This window comes from Pelagicoccus mobilis (assembly GCF_016595505.1).
Lineage (GTDB): Bacteria > Verrucomicrobiota > Verrucomicrobiia > Opitutales > Opitutaceae > Pelagicoccus > Pelagicoccus mobilis.
On record NZ_JAENIL010000006.1, the window covers coordinates 149,404 to 164,402 of the forward strand.

Annotated in this window: 8 protein-coding genes; 2 read left to right on the forward strand and 6 right to left on the reverse strand. The window is 50.0% G+C overall.

Annotation, left to right across the window (positions count from 1 at the left end; genetic code table 11):
- Positions 1–5: 5 nt before the first annotated feature.
- The 6 genes from JIN87_RS04520 to JIN87_RS04545 form a co-directional block, all read right to left on the reverse strand.
- The gene (locus JIN87_RS04520) at positions 6–1,673 is read right to left on the reverse strand and encodes an SLC5 family protein (protein WP_200354336.1); all 1,668 of its coding nucleotides are present in this window, start codon (positions 1,671–1,673) and stop codon (positions 6–8) included.
- A gap of 332 nt (positions 1,674–2,005) precedes the next feature.
- The gene (locus tag JIN87_RS04525; RefSeq protein WP_200354337.1) at positions 2,006–2,203 is read right to left on the reverse strand and encodes a hypothetical protein; all 198 of its coding nucleotides are present in this window, start codon (positions 2,201–2,203) and stop codon (positions 2,006–2,008) included.
- Between the two features lie 301 nt (positions 2,204–2,504).
- Positions 2,505–5,732: a carbohydrate binding domain-containing protein gene (locus tag JIN87_RS04530; protein ID WP_200354338.1), complete on the reverse strand. Its 3,228-nt coding sequence runs from the start codon at positions 5,730–5,732 to the stop codon at positions 2,505–2,507.
- A gap of 150 nt (positions 5,733–5,882) precedes the next feature.
- Complete coding sequence (locus JIN87_RS04535) at positions 5,883–7,256, reverse strand: sulfatase-like hydrolase/transferase (RefSeq protein WP_325176365.1); 1,374 nt, start codon at positions 7,254–7,256, stop codon at positions 5,883–5,885.
- Between the two features lie 50 nt (positions 7,257–7,306).
- The gene (locus JIN87_RS04540) at positions 7,307–8,803 is read right to left on the reverse strand and encodes a sulfatase-like hydrolase/transferase (RefSeq protein WP_267909345.1); all 1,497 of its coding nucleotides are present in this window, start codon (positions 8,801–8,803) and stop codon (positions 7,307–7,309) included.
- 64 nt (positions 8,804–8,867) lie between these two features.
- Positions 8,868–11,351 carry a TonB-dependent siderophore receptor gene (locus tag JIN87_RS04545; protein WP_200354341.1) on the reverse strand — a complete coding sequence of 828 codons (2,484 nt, stop codon included), beginning with the start codon at positions 11,349–11,351 and terminating at the stop codon, positions 8,868–8,870.
- 539 nt (positions 11,352–11,890) lie between these two features.
- Here JIN87_RS04545 and JIN87_RS04550 point away from each other — a divergent pair.
- Together JIN87_RS04550 and JIN87_RS04555 are read left to right on the forward strand one after the other, a co-directional pair.
- Positions 11,891–12,964, forward strand: coding sequence for a LacI family DNA-binding transcriptional regulator (locus JIN87_RS04550; protein ID WP_200354342.1), 1,074 nt, complete (start codon positions 11,891–11,893; stop codon positions 12,962–12,964).
- A 125-nt stretch (positions 12,965–13,089) separates the two neighbouring features.
- Positions 13,090–14,499 (forward strand): sulfatase family protein, encoded by a 1,410-nt coding sequence (locus JIN87_RS04555; protein WP_234033232.1) that lies wholly within the window; start codon positions 13,090–13,092, stop codon positions 14,497–14,499.
- Positions 14,500–14,999: the final 500 nt, after the last annotated feature.

Below are 14,999 nucleotides of genomic sequence, written 5' to 3' on the forward strand. Positions count from 1 at the left end.
AGTCGCTAAGGGGTTGATTCGATCTGGGCCGATTGGGGCTCCTCTCTGTCACCTGCCACGCCCCATGGCGAAAACACAAACAGAGTGGCGCTCCATACAATCGCCAGGGTCAGCAGAGCTAGTCGATACTTGCGGCGCTCGACATCAGTCATCGTTTCCCGATCAGGCGCATCACGCCGTTCTTCGAGTACCACCTCGGCTCGAGCCGCACCTTCAACCGGGTCGCTCGCAAGATACATGACCACCGCGCAAAACAGCGTGTTGAGGAAACTGGTATTCAAGGAACTTCTTAGGTACAAAGGCAGCGATTCCGCCATCTCGGGAGACGATTGGATAAAGTAAGCGGACACTCCGAAAATAGTTCCTGCAACAAGCGTAGCTGTCGCCCCTCTTCCCGACGCACGGCGAGTGAAAATCCCCGCAACGACACAGACAAACACAGCCGGTCCAAGTGCCGCCCCTAGCCTAACGATGTAGACATAGACACCTTGAAACTCACGGATTGAAGGCGCTAGCAATGCGCATACAGTTAGCAACGAAGCCATCACGATGCGCCCGATTACCACCCGACGTCGCTCAGACAAGCCCGGGGCCAGCCTTCCGATAAAGTCGAAAGAAATAAGCGAGGAGGACGCTGCCAGTCCCGCGGCAACCGTTCCCAAGATGGCCGAGAACAAACCAGCGAACACCAAGCCAGCCAATCCCGACGGAACATACATCGCGACGACACGAGCGTAGGCCTGGTCAGGATGCTCCAAGCCCGGCATCAGTTTTGCTGCCACGACGCCAGGAGCTGCGATGATCAACAGGGCAACCACCTTCAAGACACCCGCAAACAAGGCGCCCATCTTTGAGTGGTAGACACTTCGGGCCGCCAACGCTCTTTGAACGTAATCCTGATCCGTGCAGTGGCCATGGACGCCCAGAATGACCGCACCTGTCGCTAAAGGCAACCAACCAAACTCTCGGAACCAAGGCTGGATAACCGACCAGAAACTGTTTCCATCCGCATCGAAAACTGCTGTCGCCTCACTCCAACCTCCCGCATGCTGAATGCTCATAACCAGAGTGATCGCCCCACCCGTAATGAGAAGAGTGGCTAGCAGCAAATCCATCCAAAGAACCGATCGCAAGCCCCCCGCAATGGTGGTGACCCCCGCCGCCAAGGCGATCACCCCGACGGCTAAGGCAAATTGAGTTTCCCCATTCCAACCAGCCAAATCGGCGAGTACAGTTGCGCCCGCATATAACGCCGTCGCGACATTGGCCGCTAGAATAATGACCAAATTAATTCCGGAAACGCACATTCGAGCCCCAACGTGATACCGCTTCTCAAAAAATTCTGGGGCCGTTCGCAATCGCAGGCCGAGGTACACGTCGACGAAGAAGATGGCGAGCAAGGCGAAACAGAGCGCGCCCACGAGCTGAAATGCCCCGGCTGCTAGGCCAATGGCATAGGCAAGCCCCGCTTGCCCCACAAACTGCTGGCTCGATATATTGGCGGAAAACAAAGACGCACCGATTAAGGGCCATGTAGCATCTCGGTCTGCCAAAAACAAAGCCTCCGAACTGGCGACCTTCCGTCGACCAAACCAGAGGCCAAACCCCATGGTAGTGAAAAACGCCACAGCCACGATGGCAATGTCTAGCTGAGTAATACGAAGTGTATCCATTGAGGTGGAATTCGAGTCTAAAACTGTGAATACTGGCGAGGTGAAACAAATACCAACCCCTATCCTAGGTTGGTAGAATCGATGTTGTTATCGAACGACCTTAGTGAACAACAGCCGACGCACTATAACATTAAATACACTAAATTCGTAAACAGAGTAGTAACCTGAGACTTTCACTGAAAGTAAGCCACCGTGGGCTGCATCCACAGTCGTTGTAAGTAAGCGTACGCCCTAACGCGTCTACCCCCCAGCACTTTTGATCTGCTATGCTACCGGAATGCTCTGAGCATAAAAAGTAGGCTGTTCATTATCGCAGCCTCTACGCTGGCAAATCAATCGCCATGATCCACACGATCCTGTAGTGTTGCCGCCACCACAGCGTCAAACCGCCAGCCGACCTCAGGAACTCCTTGAATCGCAACTGGGTCCATTCCGCGTAGCTTGCTTCGCTGCTGACTCCTGCGATGCATATGTCGGATCTTCGAATCTCGGTACATCAAGCCCGAAAGCGCGAAGCGTTTGCTTGCCATAATGCCCCGTCGCGGTTCACCCGTGATCGACGAAGTCGACAGCTTGCTGCAGGGTGGCAAGCAAAGGGCGCAGATATTCACTAGCTGCCCTACTGGATGACCCGCGAGGCCGAAGAACTCACGCCTTCACACTGCAAAGAAGGCCCAAGTCAACACGCGCTAGGACGGACGCTTATTGTCCACAAGCCACAGCGTATTAAGTTTACGTATACAGGCAAAATCGAACACGATTGGTAGTACCTAGGCGAACCGGAGAAGCTCTCCATCAAAGGATCGCTTCTCGGGCCATCAAGCTTCGGACCTAAAGCTCGTTGACGAAAACATCGTCAAACTCTCCTGAGGTATTGAAACAGAACAAGCCAGCTCCCCCCGAAGTCAGAGACCCATCCGTTGCCGCTCCAACGAGTCGCCCATCCAGATACGCTCTAATCTCATCTCCATTCACCGTCACGCGAAACTCATAACTGGAGTCCTCATTCAGAACAACATCAGGCATATCCCACAGGATCGTCTGCACTCCATTGACCTTTTTAAGCAAAACAAGCTCCTCAGTAGCGTCCCGATAAATTAAAGTATAGCGATTATCGCTATCTGAATATCGGACATTGATGCCTATCGAATTGCTGCTCCCGTTAAACACCTTCGGCGTGACTTCGACAGCGACCTCGTAATCGGTCCACTGAATGCTGTCCAACGTAGCGAATGCAGATCCACTCGTCGCATTCTGCTGATATTCTCCGGATCCGCTAACCACCCAAGTGCCGTTGGTTGTGCTCCAATCAGCAGCACTGCCTGAACTAAAGTCATCAGAGTACTTCCCCTTTCGTAGATCGAAGTTATCAAAGGTAGCTTGCGTGCCAAACGTAAACAGACCGACCTTACCTACATCGAGAGACGTATTGGTATCCTCTACCTCAAGTTCGAGAGAGTGATCGATGAATAGCTTCAAATTCTGACCAACTACTCCAAACTCAAATAGATAATTTTGGCCAGTATTCAGAGAATAAGACTTACTAGCGAGGGTTGTCTGAACGCCCCCAACTTTTCTTTGAATAAGCAACTCTCCCGAATTATGGCGATAGAGAGCTGTATAGCGATTATTGTTATCAACGTACCTCGCCAAGACGCCGACTGAATTACTGCTTCCATTGAAAGTCACGGGCGTCACTTCAGTGATAACGTGGCAGTCCCCCAAGCTCGCGCTGCCTCGCACTGAAACCGAGCTGCCGTTGGTGGCATCCTGACTATAGCGATAAGGTGAAGTCTGAACGCTCCAAGTCCCCTGAACCTCAGTCCAACTACCTGCTCCGCCTTCAAAACCATCAATGAAAATCTGGTTTTCAGGCGCAGGGAGCGTCCTATCTAAACCCTCGAACTGAGTGACATATGTATGATTCGCCCGGTACGCCAGAGCAGGTGATATCTCCACCGTCAAATTTGCATATAGCTGCTTCAAATCAAACATCGGACTGCCATATTGCCGCATCGCTCCATAATTGTTGAGAACGATCCCCGATCGATTGGAAATATCAACGACTTCCTGCAAAAACGTTTCCGTCAAAGGAGCAGAAGAGACAAAATCGTCCCACTCCAACTTTGGTACAGGATTAACATAGCAAGCCTGAACGTACTCCTTATTCGTTGTGATGCCGAGCTTAACACTCGCTGGCAATGCAGAGCTTGAAAGGAATGAGGAATCGATAGCTTGACTTATCCAAGTCTTGGCAACACGGGCCTCAGACCACTCAGTTGAAATCAACGGTTTGTCCGCCCTATTCTTCAAGTATGCTATTTTATTCTCAACATCTTGCGTCAACGCTTCATGCATGTGCAAATCGATGAAGTCGATATTCGAATCTGAGTTTGCCCAATCAATCATAGCATCCAGGAAGACGCCCGCCACAGAAGAGCGGTAACTAGCTTCATCATGAAACGCTTTGAGAGCTCCATCCATACTTCCCGAAGAAATCTTCAAATGGCCAAGACTGGAACTATTGGCAGGATCCGTAATGGTGTCACGAACCCTCTGAGCAACCTTCTTCATCCATTCGATTGCGGGAAAATCTCCATTTGTATCTGGTGTCCGATCCGCGCTTGAAAACTTGTAGTTCGGCTCGTTCTCCACAGCTACAATTGAATAGTTAGAGCCTACCTTTTCGACAAACTCCTCGATCAAATCCAAAACATCAGACTCGGATGGATCAGAGGTACTGGTCGGTATCGAAATTTTACCGCCAACTGCAGTCCTAGGATCAAAGCCGGAAACAGTTAATACAGCAGGCACATTCTCATCCCCAATTCCAATGTCATTGGAAAATGGAGTCGCATACGATGTCGACCATCCCGCATCGTCTGACGAAGAAGAAAAAGCGTTTGAATATAAAACCGTACCGGATCCAATCTCCGAAACGACAATATCATCGAAAGAAGCATCCGCCCTAAAAGTTGAAAGCCCTATCCCGCCCTCTTGGAGATCGCCATCCGAGTAGGTCAACTTCAGTACCCCGTCCCGATAGACCTCAATAGTCTCGTTCGTCGCGTCCGCTACCACCTTATAGTCATAAAACTGGTTCACATTGATTGGATCATCTACACTCGCGACCAACTGCTGCACATTCGTCGCGCTGATCAGTTTCGATAACGATACCTCACTCGAGCTTACAGATACCTTATAGGATCCCGTAGACGTATTGAAAACGCTAAAACCCGCTTCCGATCCATCGTTAATTCGTAGGGATAATTCCAATTCGTAATCAGTCCAATCATTTGGAATCGGATGATAGTACGCCGACGATGAGCTGTAGGGAAAAGGTTGCGTGTAAACGCCACTAGACACGCTCCACACATCGTTTACAGTATCCCTATTACTGGCCGCTACTTGATCGGACAGTCCAAGCATATTGATAAATCTTCTCGTGGTTTCGGCTCCCAAATCGCCGATTGCGGAAGCCGGAGACGCATTAAAAAGTCCAGTCTCAAGACGCAACACGTCCACATTGTCGACATAAAACTTCAACGGTCCGAGCTCGGATGTTATAAGTAAGTAGAGGTCATCAGGGCTGTCATTTGTATCGAACGAATAGGTGCCACTCAGGTAGTGCCAGTCGCTCCCACTGTCTGAGATCGAAAGATTTATATCACCATCCGCAGGATATTCGATGCCATTTACGTCGGCGAAGATCCGAGCTGCGATTCGACCTTCGGTTTCGGTCGAGTCCAGTTTCACCCGGGCGGTGACCAGATAGCTTCGACCCAGTTGCATTTTGCCATTTAGAGACTGCTTTAGGCCAGAAGCCGCGTCCGGCGTATCAATCAACGCCGCTTTCGCGCCTGCGTATACGTTTCCAGTTGTCGAGGTGATTGAAACGGTCGCGGTTCCCTCTGCTGACCAGTGATTCAAATCGGTCGCATCCTCAAATCCGTCGTTATCTAAGACCGAGGAAACTGAGACAATGGAAGCGTTGGTGGCGGATGGCGTGAACAACATAGCCAACGCAGTCGTCCAAAGGAGCTGAGCAATTTTCTTCATGGGGCAATTTTTTTTTGGGGGGGTTGGGGGTTAAGCACTCGGCATGCAGACAGCACGCCGTCATCTCTTCCACTCCCACAGACATTTAACTATAAACGTCCGGGATACACACACTCTCAGAAGGCTTCGCGTTTCCACAGCGAAACCTGACTAGTCTCTGGTGACCAAAACGTTCACTCGACCGATGCCCTTGAAATAGGACTCAAGTTCGGCATCCATATCCTGAACCTTTTCGGGCATTGAGTCTGCAAGGTCGTTCAGCTCGGAGATGTCATTCTCCAAGTCAAACAATTCGATTCGATTCTCCTCCAGATAGTGAATGGTCTTATATTTTCCTTTACGGACGACGGTGGTTGCATCGTGCATCTCCCAAGCAGTTTTAAGGGGAAAGTTGATCACAAGGAGACGATCGGGATCCTCGGACCCGTGAAAGAGTTGAGCACCGAGATCGATGCCTTCCACTCCCTGTTGGCGTGGCTGCTCACTTCCCGCCAACGCCGCAATCGTAGGCAGCAAATCGTGTGTTATCACCGGTGTATGATTAAAGGTTCCAGATGTGATACCCGGACCCCGGACAAAAAACGGCACTCTTATACCACCTTCATTCAGGTCCCACTTCCCCATCCTTAACGGATGGTTAAAACTCCGTTCAACATTGGGGATCGGAGGAAATCCCGGAATAGCTCCGTTGTCCGCCACCACAAAGACATATGTTTCGTCGTGGATCCCAAGCTGTTCAATGCGCTCCATGAGTATTCCAATACCATTATCGAGATCAGCCGTCATAGCCGCATAATGCACGTTGTCGTGAATCTCACCGGGTTCCAAATCACTAAATCGAGCGAACTCCTCCGGAGAGCATACTACATTGGTATGATTGGCGTAGTAGGAAACCTGCAGGAAGAAGGGGCTACCGTTTTCGTTTTGGCGGGAAATGAAATCCGCTGCTCGGTGGCTCAAACTGTAGGACAACTTGGGATCCTCCATAACATACTTCACCGTATGTTCCGCCTCTCCCGGGGTCATGAAACCTTCCTTGTTGTCGGTGATCCCATCGCTTTCGTCGTAGCCCACTAGTGCCGGCATTGTAGCGATGTGCCACTTTCCAAAATGAGCCGTCACATAATCAGGATTCGCAGCTTTGACCGCTTTGGGAAGGCTCCATAGAGCCCCGTGATCAATCTTCTTGGCTTCATGCCCAAAGTTGCTGACCCGCCCGAGCTTACTGGGCGACTGCCCATACTGGATCGCATAGCGGGTTGGAGCGCAAATGGGCGACGAGGAATAACCTTGAGTGAAACGAATTCCAGACTCTGCAATTCCATCGAGATGAGGAGTCTGATAAAAATCGCTCTTCGAATCAGGCACTCGATCATCCATCTGAACGGACATTCCGTTCCAACCGAAGTCATCTAGCAAGATTAGGACTATATTCGGACTTTCAGAAGCAGACGACGACGTAATCGTAAAACAGACAAATAGAACCTTAGCAAGATGGACCATACTTTTTCTCAAAAAACTCATAATTTTATAACTCAGGAAAACATACTATATATAAAACATCTTGTTCGCTGCTAATTGAGCCCATCAAAGTCTAAAATCTCTTTCAAAAGCTCAATATCTCCTTCTGCTTCGACCGCCTCAAGATAGGCGATTAATTCGAGGAGCATTCTTCGCCGAACCTGAGGAAAGACTATCGACAAATCATTGGATTCATCAGGATCTTCATCGAGATCGAAGAGCTCGACCCCTCGCGTATCCCAATTCACAATCAACTTGTACTTCCCAGCCCTCAAAGCAGATTGCGGTTCCGTTTTATTCTTAGGGCGATGAAAGACTAAGCCAGGTCCCGGTCGTTCAATACTTCCCCCTTCTGGATCCAAAAGCAAAGAGCGGAAGCTTGCAGCATCTATCTCCCCAGAAATTGGAAAAGCCCCTCCAGCTAGGTCATATAGAGTTGACCATAGATCGTATCCAACAATCGATTCCAGGGAGTGACTTCCCTTCGGGACGCCCGGTCCGGAGACAATAAACGGAACCCTAATACCACCCTCGTACAGCGAGTGCTTAGAACCCCTTAGCGGATGACTGCGATCAAGGCGGTCACGCTCCAACTCCGACCGATACTTCTCCGGAAGAACCTCACCCCCATTGTCCGAAGTAAAGAACACAAACGTATTCTCATCAAGCCCAAGAGCAGTAAGCGTATCCAGAATCATACCGATCCCATCGTCCATATCTTCAGTCATAGGAGCAATGCCGTCGCTAGCCTGGACGGGGATCAGTCCCTTCTTTTTATATTTCTCCAATGTCGCTAGTCTCGCCTTGGCAGCCGTATGCACTGCATAATAGCTGACTTGCATATAGAAGGGACGTTCCGATTCGTTCTGCTCCTTCAAAAAGCGACAAGCCCGTTCCGAAACGGAGAAGGTCAGTTTCGGATCATCAAGCACTTCGGTCTTGAAGTTTCGATGATGGTCAGCAGCCTGCAGACGCTGATGGTAGTATACCCCTGTGTTATTGCCTGTTTTCCCGTCGCTCGCATCATAACCCAATCGATCTGGCAAACCCGGCTTATGCGATTCCGCGTCAGGAAATGTTCCCGTAAAGACCGAACCCCATTTGCCAAAATGGACACAGTAGTAAGCAGGATCGATTTTCTTCAACATCTGGGCAATCGAGAGATGAGGAGCAGGATCGAACGTTCCAAGAAACTCAGTTCCATGCTGGCGAGCCGGCGTCATACCAAACTGGATACTCCTTCGTGTCGGCGTGCAAAGCGGTGCAGGAGAATACGCATTGGAGAAAACGACCCCATTACTAGCCAGCTTCTCTAAGTTGGGCGTTTCTATGTAATCCGACCTCGAGCGGCTATCGGCGGGATCCATAGCAACGGATGTGTCACTCCAACCCAAATCGTCCGCTAAAATAAATATAAAGTTTGGACGAGACGACTTACCTTCGCACGAGACTCCTACAACGACACAGGCAAATAAAGAGGCCAACAGAGTACGAGTGTTACGAGCAAAACAAGAGATATTAAAGATATTTTCGGAAAATGAACCAATCATTTTAATCAGAAATTGAGCGGCTACTATACGCAGCCGCTACAAGTATTATCCAAATGTTAACCTACTAGTAATTGACGCTGAATCTCAATCGATAGCTGCTTCGAGGAATCAAGCGACCAAAGTTCGGCCCCGGCCCCATAGCGAACTCGTCTGTAACATTGGAGAAGTTGAGTTGAGTCCTATAGGTCAACTTTTCAGTTTTCCAACTATACCCGGCAAAGAGATTCACCAAGGTCCTGCCCGCAGAATAGGTACCTCCACTCCCTTGTTGCGGAGCTCGACTATGGCGGCCACTCAAATAATCAGCAGTACCCCCAACGAACAGCCCCTTGAGGCGACCTTCATTAAAGCGATAGCGAGTATAGAGATTAAACATATCTTCCGGAGAATTAGGCAGGACTCGACCTTCGGCAAACGGATTGGTGTCGTCACTTACGAGCTTAGCATCTAAGTTCGTATACGTCATGCGAATACTCCAATTCTCAACCGGCGTCGCAGTAACTTCTAACTCAACGCCTTTGGCCTCTTCCTCTCCAGACTGAATCTGAAACTCATCGAGCCTGAGAAAGGTGTCTCCGTCATTGGCGGCCAAGTAAGCGGCAATATCCTCATCACTCGTATTTGGAAGAAATTGGCCGACGTTATCAGAATTAACCAACACAACAATATTTCGAATGAGATTGTTGTTTGTATTTTCGAAGTAAGCGGCGCCGAAAGTCACCTTGCCGTCAAAAACACTCCCCTTAATCCCGAATTCGCGACCTTCCCCGAAGAGCGGTTCGGCGAGAACAACTTCATTGTCCGCCAGGTCAGGGTCTAAAACGCCATCTCCATTGAAGTCGCCATCAAAGGCGTTACCGTCCGGATCCGGTAGATTGATCCCTCTAAACTGAGGCTCAAAGGATTCTGCATAGTTCGCGTAAAAATGCAGTTTTTCAGGGACAACTCCGAACACCACTCCCACCTGTTCGATCGAGGAAGAGTCCTCTACACTATCCACAGTGTAGCGTTCCGGTCCTTGAGCCAAGGCTACCGCATCCGTTCCAAGCGTGCTCGAATCGTAATCGCTATTTCTATAGCCATAGGTTAGCGTAAGTCTATCATCAAGAAAATGACCAGAAGCGTAAATATAATGATCCTTAGAGCTGCCCTCCGTTCCGTCATTGTCGCGTAGCAAACCGTAACCTTCAATTTCTGGAGTTTCAGGATCGTCTACTACATATTGTTCCGCGGTTGGAGCATCCCAGACCCAAGTAGCAGGATCTGAAAACACGGATCGCCTACCGGGCGAACGATAATTCCCCGTACGGCCCTCCGGGCCTATATTACCCGCTCGAGAGCGGAAGAACCAAAAGTCTTGAGTGTTGTGATCGAAGCCAGGCATTATTTGGAAGCGGCCCCATTCGGTATCATATTTCGCCAATAGGTTAATTTGCAGATTCTCATTGGATCCCATTTGATTCCCAGAGTCCCAGACTGGCCCCTGACTTGACCCGTAATTCGGATGGTCAGGCAAATCAACCGGTCGAAGATTCCCATTGAAATACACCGCAGGCAGGCCTGTTTGATTGATGTTATCCCAATTAAAATCTTCTTTTCGGTAGGCAGCCCGCAAACTATAGAATTCATTGAAAGTGTAACGAAGCCGTGCGGACAGAGATTCGTTCGTCCGATTAGCGACACCGCCCCTGTCTCTCTGATTGTAGCCTAACACAGGGAAGTCCGGGTCAATTTCATCCATTTCCCGACCAAACTCGTCAACATATGTTCTGCGCTTGTAGCCCGAACGATAGGCGATACCTTCTTGATCAACCTCCGAGTCATAATAGGTAAGCAAAAGATTGCCTTTCTTATCAGCGAAATCCGTTTCGAGCATCGTTGTAAGTTGCTGAATCGAGCGCTCGGCTCCAATCAGCTCATAACCTCTTTCCTCCCAGTTACCGAATACGAGAAACCGAACATTTTCGGATATTGGACCTGTAACTTCAGCTTCGACCCGATTGTGACCGAACTCACCCAAAGTATAGGCGACCTTCCCACCCATCTTGGATCGAGGCGTCTTAGTGATGTAGTTTATCACTCCCCCAGGAGGAACTGATCCATACAGTAGCGAGGAAGGCCCCTTCACAACCTCAACACGCGCAACGGAACCGGTTGGAATCGAAAAATCCGTTCCCACTTTGAACCCGTCAACAAAGTTGAATTGAGTTGGAAATCCCCGCAGACGTACCTGCCCGTTCGAAAGTCCGTTAAAATTGCCACTTCCTTCGCCAGTGACAACATTCCCCGCGAATTGAAGCATCTCCTCAGGGTCCACAGCCAGAACGTCCTCAATAAGCTGATCAGTGAGAACGTTCACCGAAAACGGTAAATCAATTATGTCAGAAGCGAAACGCGTCGAGCTGATCGACTGTTGGACCTGGACCGTCTCGACTTTGCTTTCAACTGTAAAAGGATCAAGTATGAAGAGCTCGCCATCATCGGTCTGAGCTTCCGCAGAAGCAAAAGCCAAGGCGGCCGCCAAAAAAAGTCTATAAGTGATATTCATCTTAACTGTTTTTTTAGTTTAATAGGTATATTATGCAGTTCTTTTATCTCCCCCTAAAACAGGAGATGCTCAAACCGCTGAAGTATTTTTCAATAAATAGAGAGATCTATCGGGTCTCCATGCACTTAGTTATCTTTTATATAAAAGGGCTTTCCCCATAAGATAGCAGGCGGGTGAACAACATCGATAAGATCGATGCAAGCAATAGTCGGAACTGAGGGTATTTTCATATACTTCGTGATATAGTTTGTTTTTTAGGTACAAAGTTACAATTGCCTCACTCCCAATTTCTCAGGCACGGACTAATCACGGACCAATGATCAAGGTGGCGCGTACAGATTCGGAACCTTTGTTGAAGTCTCATGCGATTAGGGGCGGGGTGGGCTTGCACTGCCAAGAACTTGGAGAGGCAGCACTCCACCATTAAGACTGAGCTCAAGCAGTCAGTGCGATGCCGCCTTGACTTTAACATTAAATATTCCACGGTCGGCTCGATAAACAACCACAGAGCAGACCCCGCAAGCAGTAGCTCTCCCCTTATGCCCCGCCCTACCTCCCGAAACAAAGTCACCCAGAAGGACGTCGCTAAAGCAGCCGGCGTTAGCGTCATGGCCGTTTCCTTAGCTCTGCGAAACCAGCCCGGAATCAGCGAAGAAAACGCGAAGCAAATTAGAAAAATCGCGGACAGCTTGGGATACCGACCAGACCCGGCCCTGAGCGCTCTAATCCATTACCGAGGCAGCAAATCGAAAAAGATCAGAGCTGCCCTCGCACTTGTGACCGGCTGGGAGACCCGAGAGAAATGGATAGATTCTCGCGTGGGGCGCCTAGCTTGGGAGGGAGCAAGAAAACGGGCCGGAGAGTTCGGCTATAGCCTAGAACATTTTTGGATTGGAAAAAATGGAATTCACGCCAAGCGGACCGCAGACATATTAAGGAGTCGAGGTATCAGAGGGGTTATATTGGCCCCCATACTTCTACCATGGGCAGCGATAGACTTCCCCTGGGAACACTTTGCGGTAGTTACCTTGGAGAGAAACTCCGATTTTCCCTCGACTCCTCATGTATCGCCCAATCACTACGCCGACATCTCCCGAGCTTGGCATCACCTTTTAAACCTAGGCTATAATCGCCCGGGTCTTGCCTCGTTCAGCTGGTTGAGCGAGCGTAACGAGAATCGATGGGAGGCCGCTCAGTATATCCAGCAGATAAGACATCAAGCCCCCAAAGAACGGGTACCAAACTTGATAGTCGAGGGCAGTCCGAACGCTCGTTTGCCCGTGGTGCAAACCGATAAGTGGATCAATCAATACGACCCTGACGTTGTATTGAGCCCATCCCCCGAATTTTGGCAAGCCATCCTCGAATCAGGACGCTCCATTCCTCACGACGTCGCGTTCGCCAGCCTGCAAACACAAGTAAATGACGAACCTGTCGCTGGCATAAATCAACACCGTGAGGAAATGGGAGCTGCATGCATCGACCTACTTCACTCTCGTCTCCTTCGGTCAGATTTCGGAATGCCTGATAGCTTAGCAGGAACCACCATTGACGGCGACTGGATCGACGGTCCGACCGCACCACCCCGAAAAGCCAAAAAAAGCCCGAAGTAGAGGAACGCTCCGAAGACCTAAGTGAACTTGCAGATCAGTCGTGTGAGCCACACAAAAAGGACTTTATTGTTAAACACTGAGACCAATTGCCGGCCGAAGAGCAACCTGGCCATGGTGCAGGTCTCATGGTTACTTCGCCCGTTACTATTCGCCCCAATGTCTTATTGATCGTGGCAGACGACCACCGCGCCGACTGCATAGCTGGAAACAGGGAATCAGGGCCCGCGACACCTGTTTTAGACGCCCTGGCAAACCGAGGGACCCTCATCAATGGAGCTCGCATTGGAGGAGGACACAACCCTGCTGTCTGCGTACCTAGCCGGGCCGCCATCATGACAGGGAGAGCACCTGACCGAGCATTGAAACACCCCCGATCACAGTGCAATTCGGAGAACCAAGAGATCCGCGAAGACTTAACGACCATCGGCAAGACTTTCAGAGAGAACGGATACATAACTCACGTCGTTGGTAAGTGGCACAATGACACCAAGTCGCTCAACCGAAGCTTTGTGGGAGGGACCAACATTTTCTTAGATGGAATGTCCGAGCACGAGAATCCCCTACTGCACGATTACAGTCCAAAGGGTAATTACGGAGTGGAAACAGCGCACGTGGTCCCCGGTTTCTCCAGTCAAATTTTTGCGGATGGAGCCGTCGATTTCTTGCAAAAGCGCGAACAAGGCGAGTCACCCTTCTTTCTTTACCTCGCCTTCACATCCCCGCACGACCCTCGCACCCCGCCTGAAGAGTATCGGCAGCGCTATGACGCCAAACGCATAGAGTTGCCGCAGAACTTCTTGCCCGAGCACCCCTTCGACAACGGCGAACTACTCATTCGCGACGAACAACTGGCAAGCTTTCCTCGGACCGAAGACGAAGTACAGAGGCAAACCGCGGACTACTATGCACTCATCGAGCATCACGACAACGAGCTAGGGCGCGTCATTAGCGCGCTAAAAGAATCAGGGGAGTACGAAAACACACTGATAATCTACACATCAGACCATGGACTTGCCATGGGATCCCATGGCTTGCTGGGAAAGCAAAACCTCTACGAGCATAGTATTAAAGTTCCGATGATCTTAGCGGGGCCCGGAGTCGACCAACAGGACCCAATCAAGAACGATATACCGTCCTATTCAATATTTCCAACCCTTTGCGATATGCTCGACATCCCAATACCGGCAACAGTGGAGGCAGAGTCATTCGTGGATCTGCTCACAAAACCAAGAGAACATCGAGTAACGGAGCCCACCCCTTACTTTTCGCACTACCGCGATATTCAGCGAGCAGTGAATTGGAAACACTGGAAGCTCATTCGATATGAGGTGGGTGGCGAGGTGCGCCTGCAGCTTTTCAACCTATCTGAAGACGAAGGCGAAATGCAGAACCTCGCGAACGATCACACACATCAAGCCATTCTCCACGAGCTCTTGGAAGCACTCGAAACTTGGTGGAGCCACACGGCAAGAATCGGAATGGTCGAGCGTGACGAGTCCACGGTATCGAGTTTTCAGGCAGAAAAGGCTGAGTAAGGATTCATCAATTCCCGCCCCCATCCACCTTTATACAAAAACGCATCGCCCGATTTCACTGCGCGATTGGCTGTTTTTACAGCAATCATTTTCAGCACTCAGCCTACTCCAGGGCTTCTATGCGAGGAGCAGCGCCCCCATCGCAGCTCAATATCGCGATTGAAGCTGAAGCGGGACCTTCGCCCCGTCTTGAGCCCTGAGCCATCCAATTCGGAGGTAGGAATGAATCCAGCCTACATTTTGCTCGAAAGTCAGTGTCCGGAATCTTTCGCAAAAAGGTAGCTGAACCTTCAGGCAGTGGCGTATTCGTTATTTGGTTATTTCTTAAAGGTATCTAAATGTCAACTACCCCGTTTGTGGCTGCCGCTGCTTCAGGCGATCTTCTCCTTGCTTCCCTCAGCCAGCAGCTTCATGATCAGAACCACGTTAGGACTGTCTAATAAGTCCGGAAAATGAAAATTCCGACACTGATGAGAACGCGTATTGAACCACCGATGACA

What these genes read in the sequence shown, in the direction of transcription:
- JIN87_RS04520 (WP_200354336.1), bottom strand. Translation starts at nt 1,673, where the DNA reads ATGGATACACTTCGTATTACTCAGCTAGACATTGCCATCGTGGCTGTG.
- JIN87_RS04525 (WP_200354337.1), bottom strand. Translation starts at nt 2,203, where the DNA reads ATGGCAAGCAAACGCTTCGCGCTTTCGGGCTTGATGTACCGAGATTCG.
- JIN87_RS04530 (WP_200354338.1), bottom strand. Translation starts at nt 5,732, where the DNA reads ATGAAGAAAATTGCTCAGCTCCTTTGGACGACTGCGTTGGCTATGTTG.
- JIN87_RS04535 (WP_325176365.1), bottom strand. Translation starts at nt 7,256, where the DNA reads ATGAGTTTTTTGAGAAAAAGTATGGTCCATCTTGCTAAGGTTCTATTT.
- JIN87_RS04540 (WP_267909345.1), bottom strand. Translation starts at nt 8,803, where the DNA reads ATGATTGGTTCATTTTCCGAAAATATCTTTAATATCTCTTGTTTTGCT.
- JIN87_RS04545 (WP_200354341.1), bottom strand. Translation starts at nt 11,351, where the DNA reads ATGAATATCACTTATAGACTTTTTTTGGCGGCCGCCTTGGCTTTTGCT.
- JIN87_RS04550 (WP_200354342.1), top strand. Translation starts at nt 11,891, where the DNA reads ATGCCCCGCCCTACCTCCCGAAACAAAGTCACCCAGAAGGACGTCGCT.
- JIN87_RS04555 (WP_234033232.1), top strand. Translation starts at nt 13,090, where the DNA reads ATGGTTACTTCGCCCGTTACTATTCGCCCCAATGTCTTATTGATCGTG.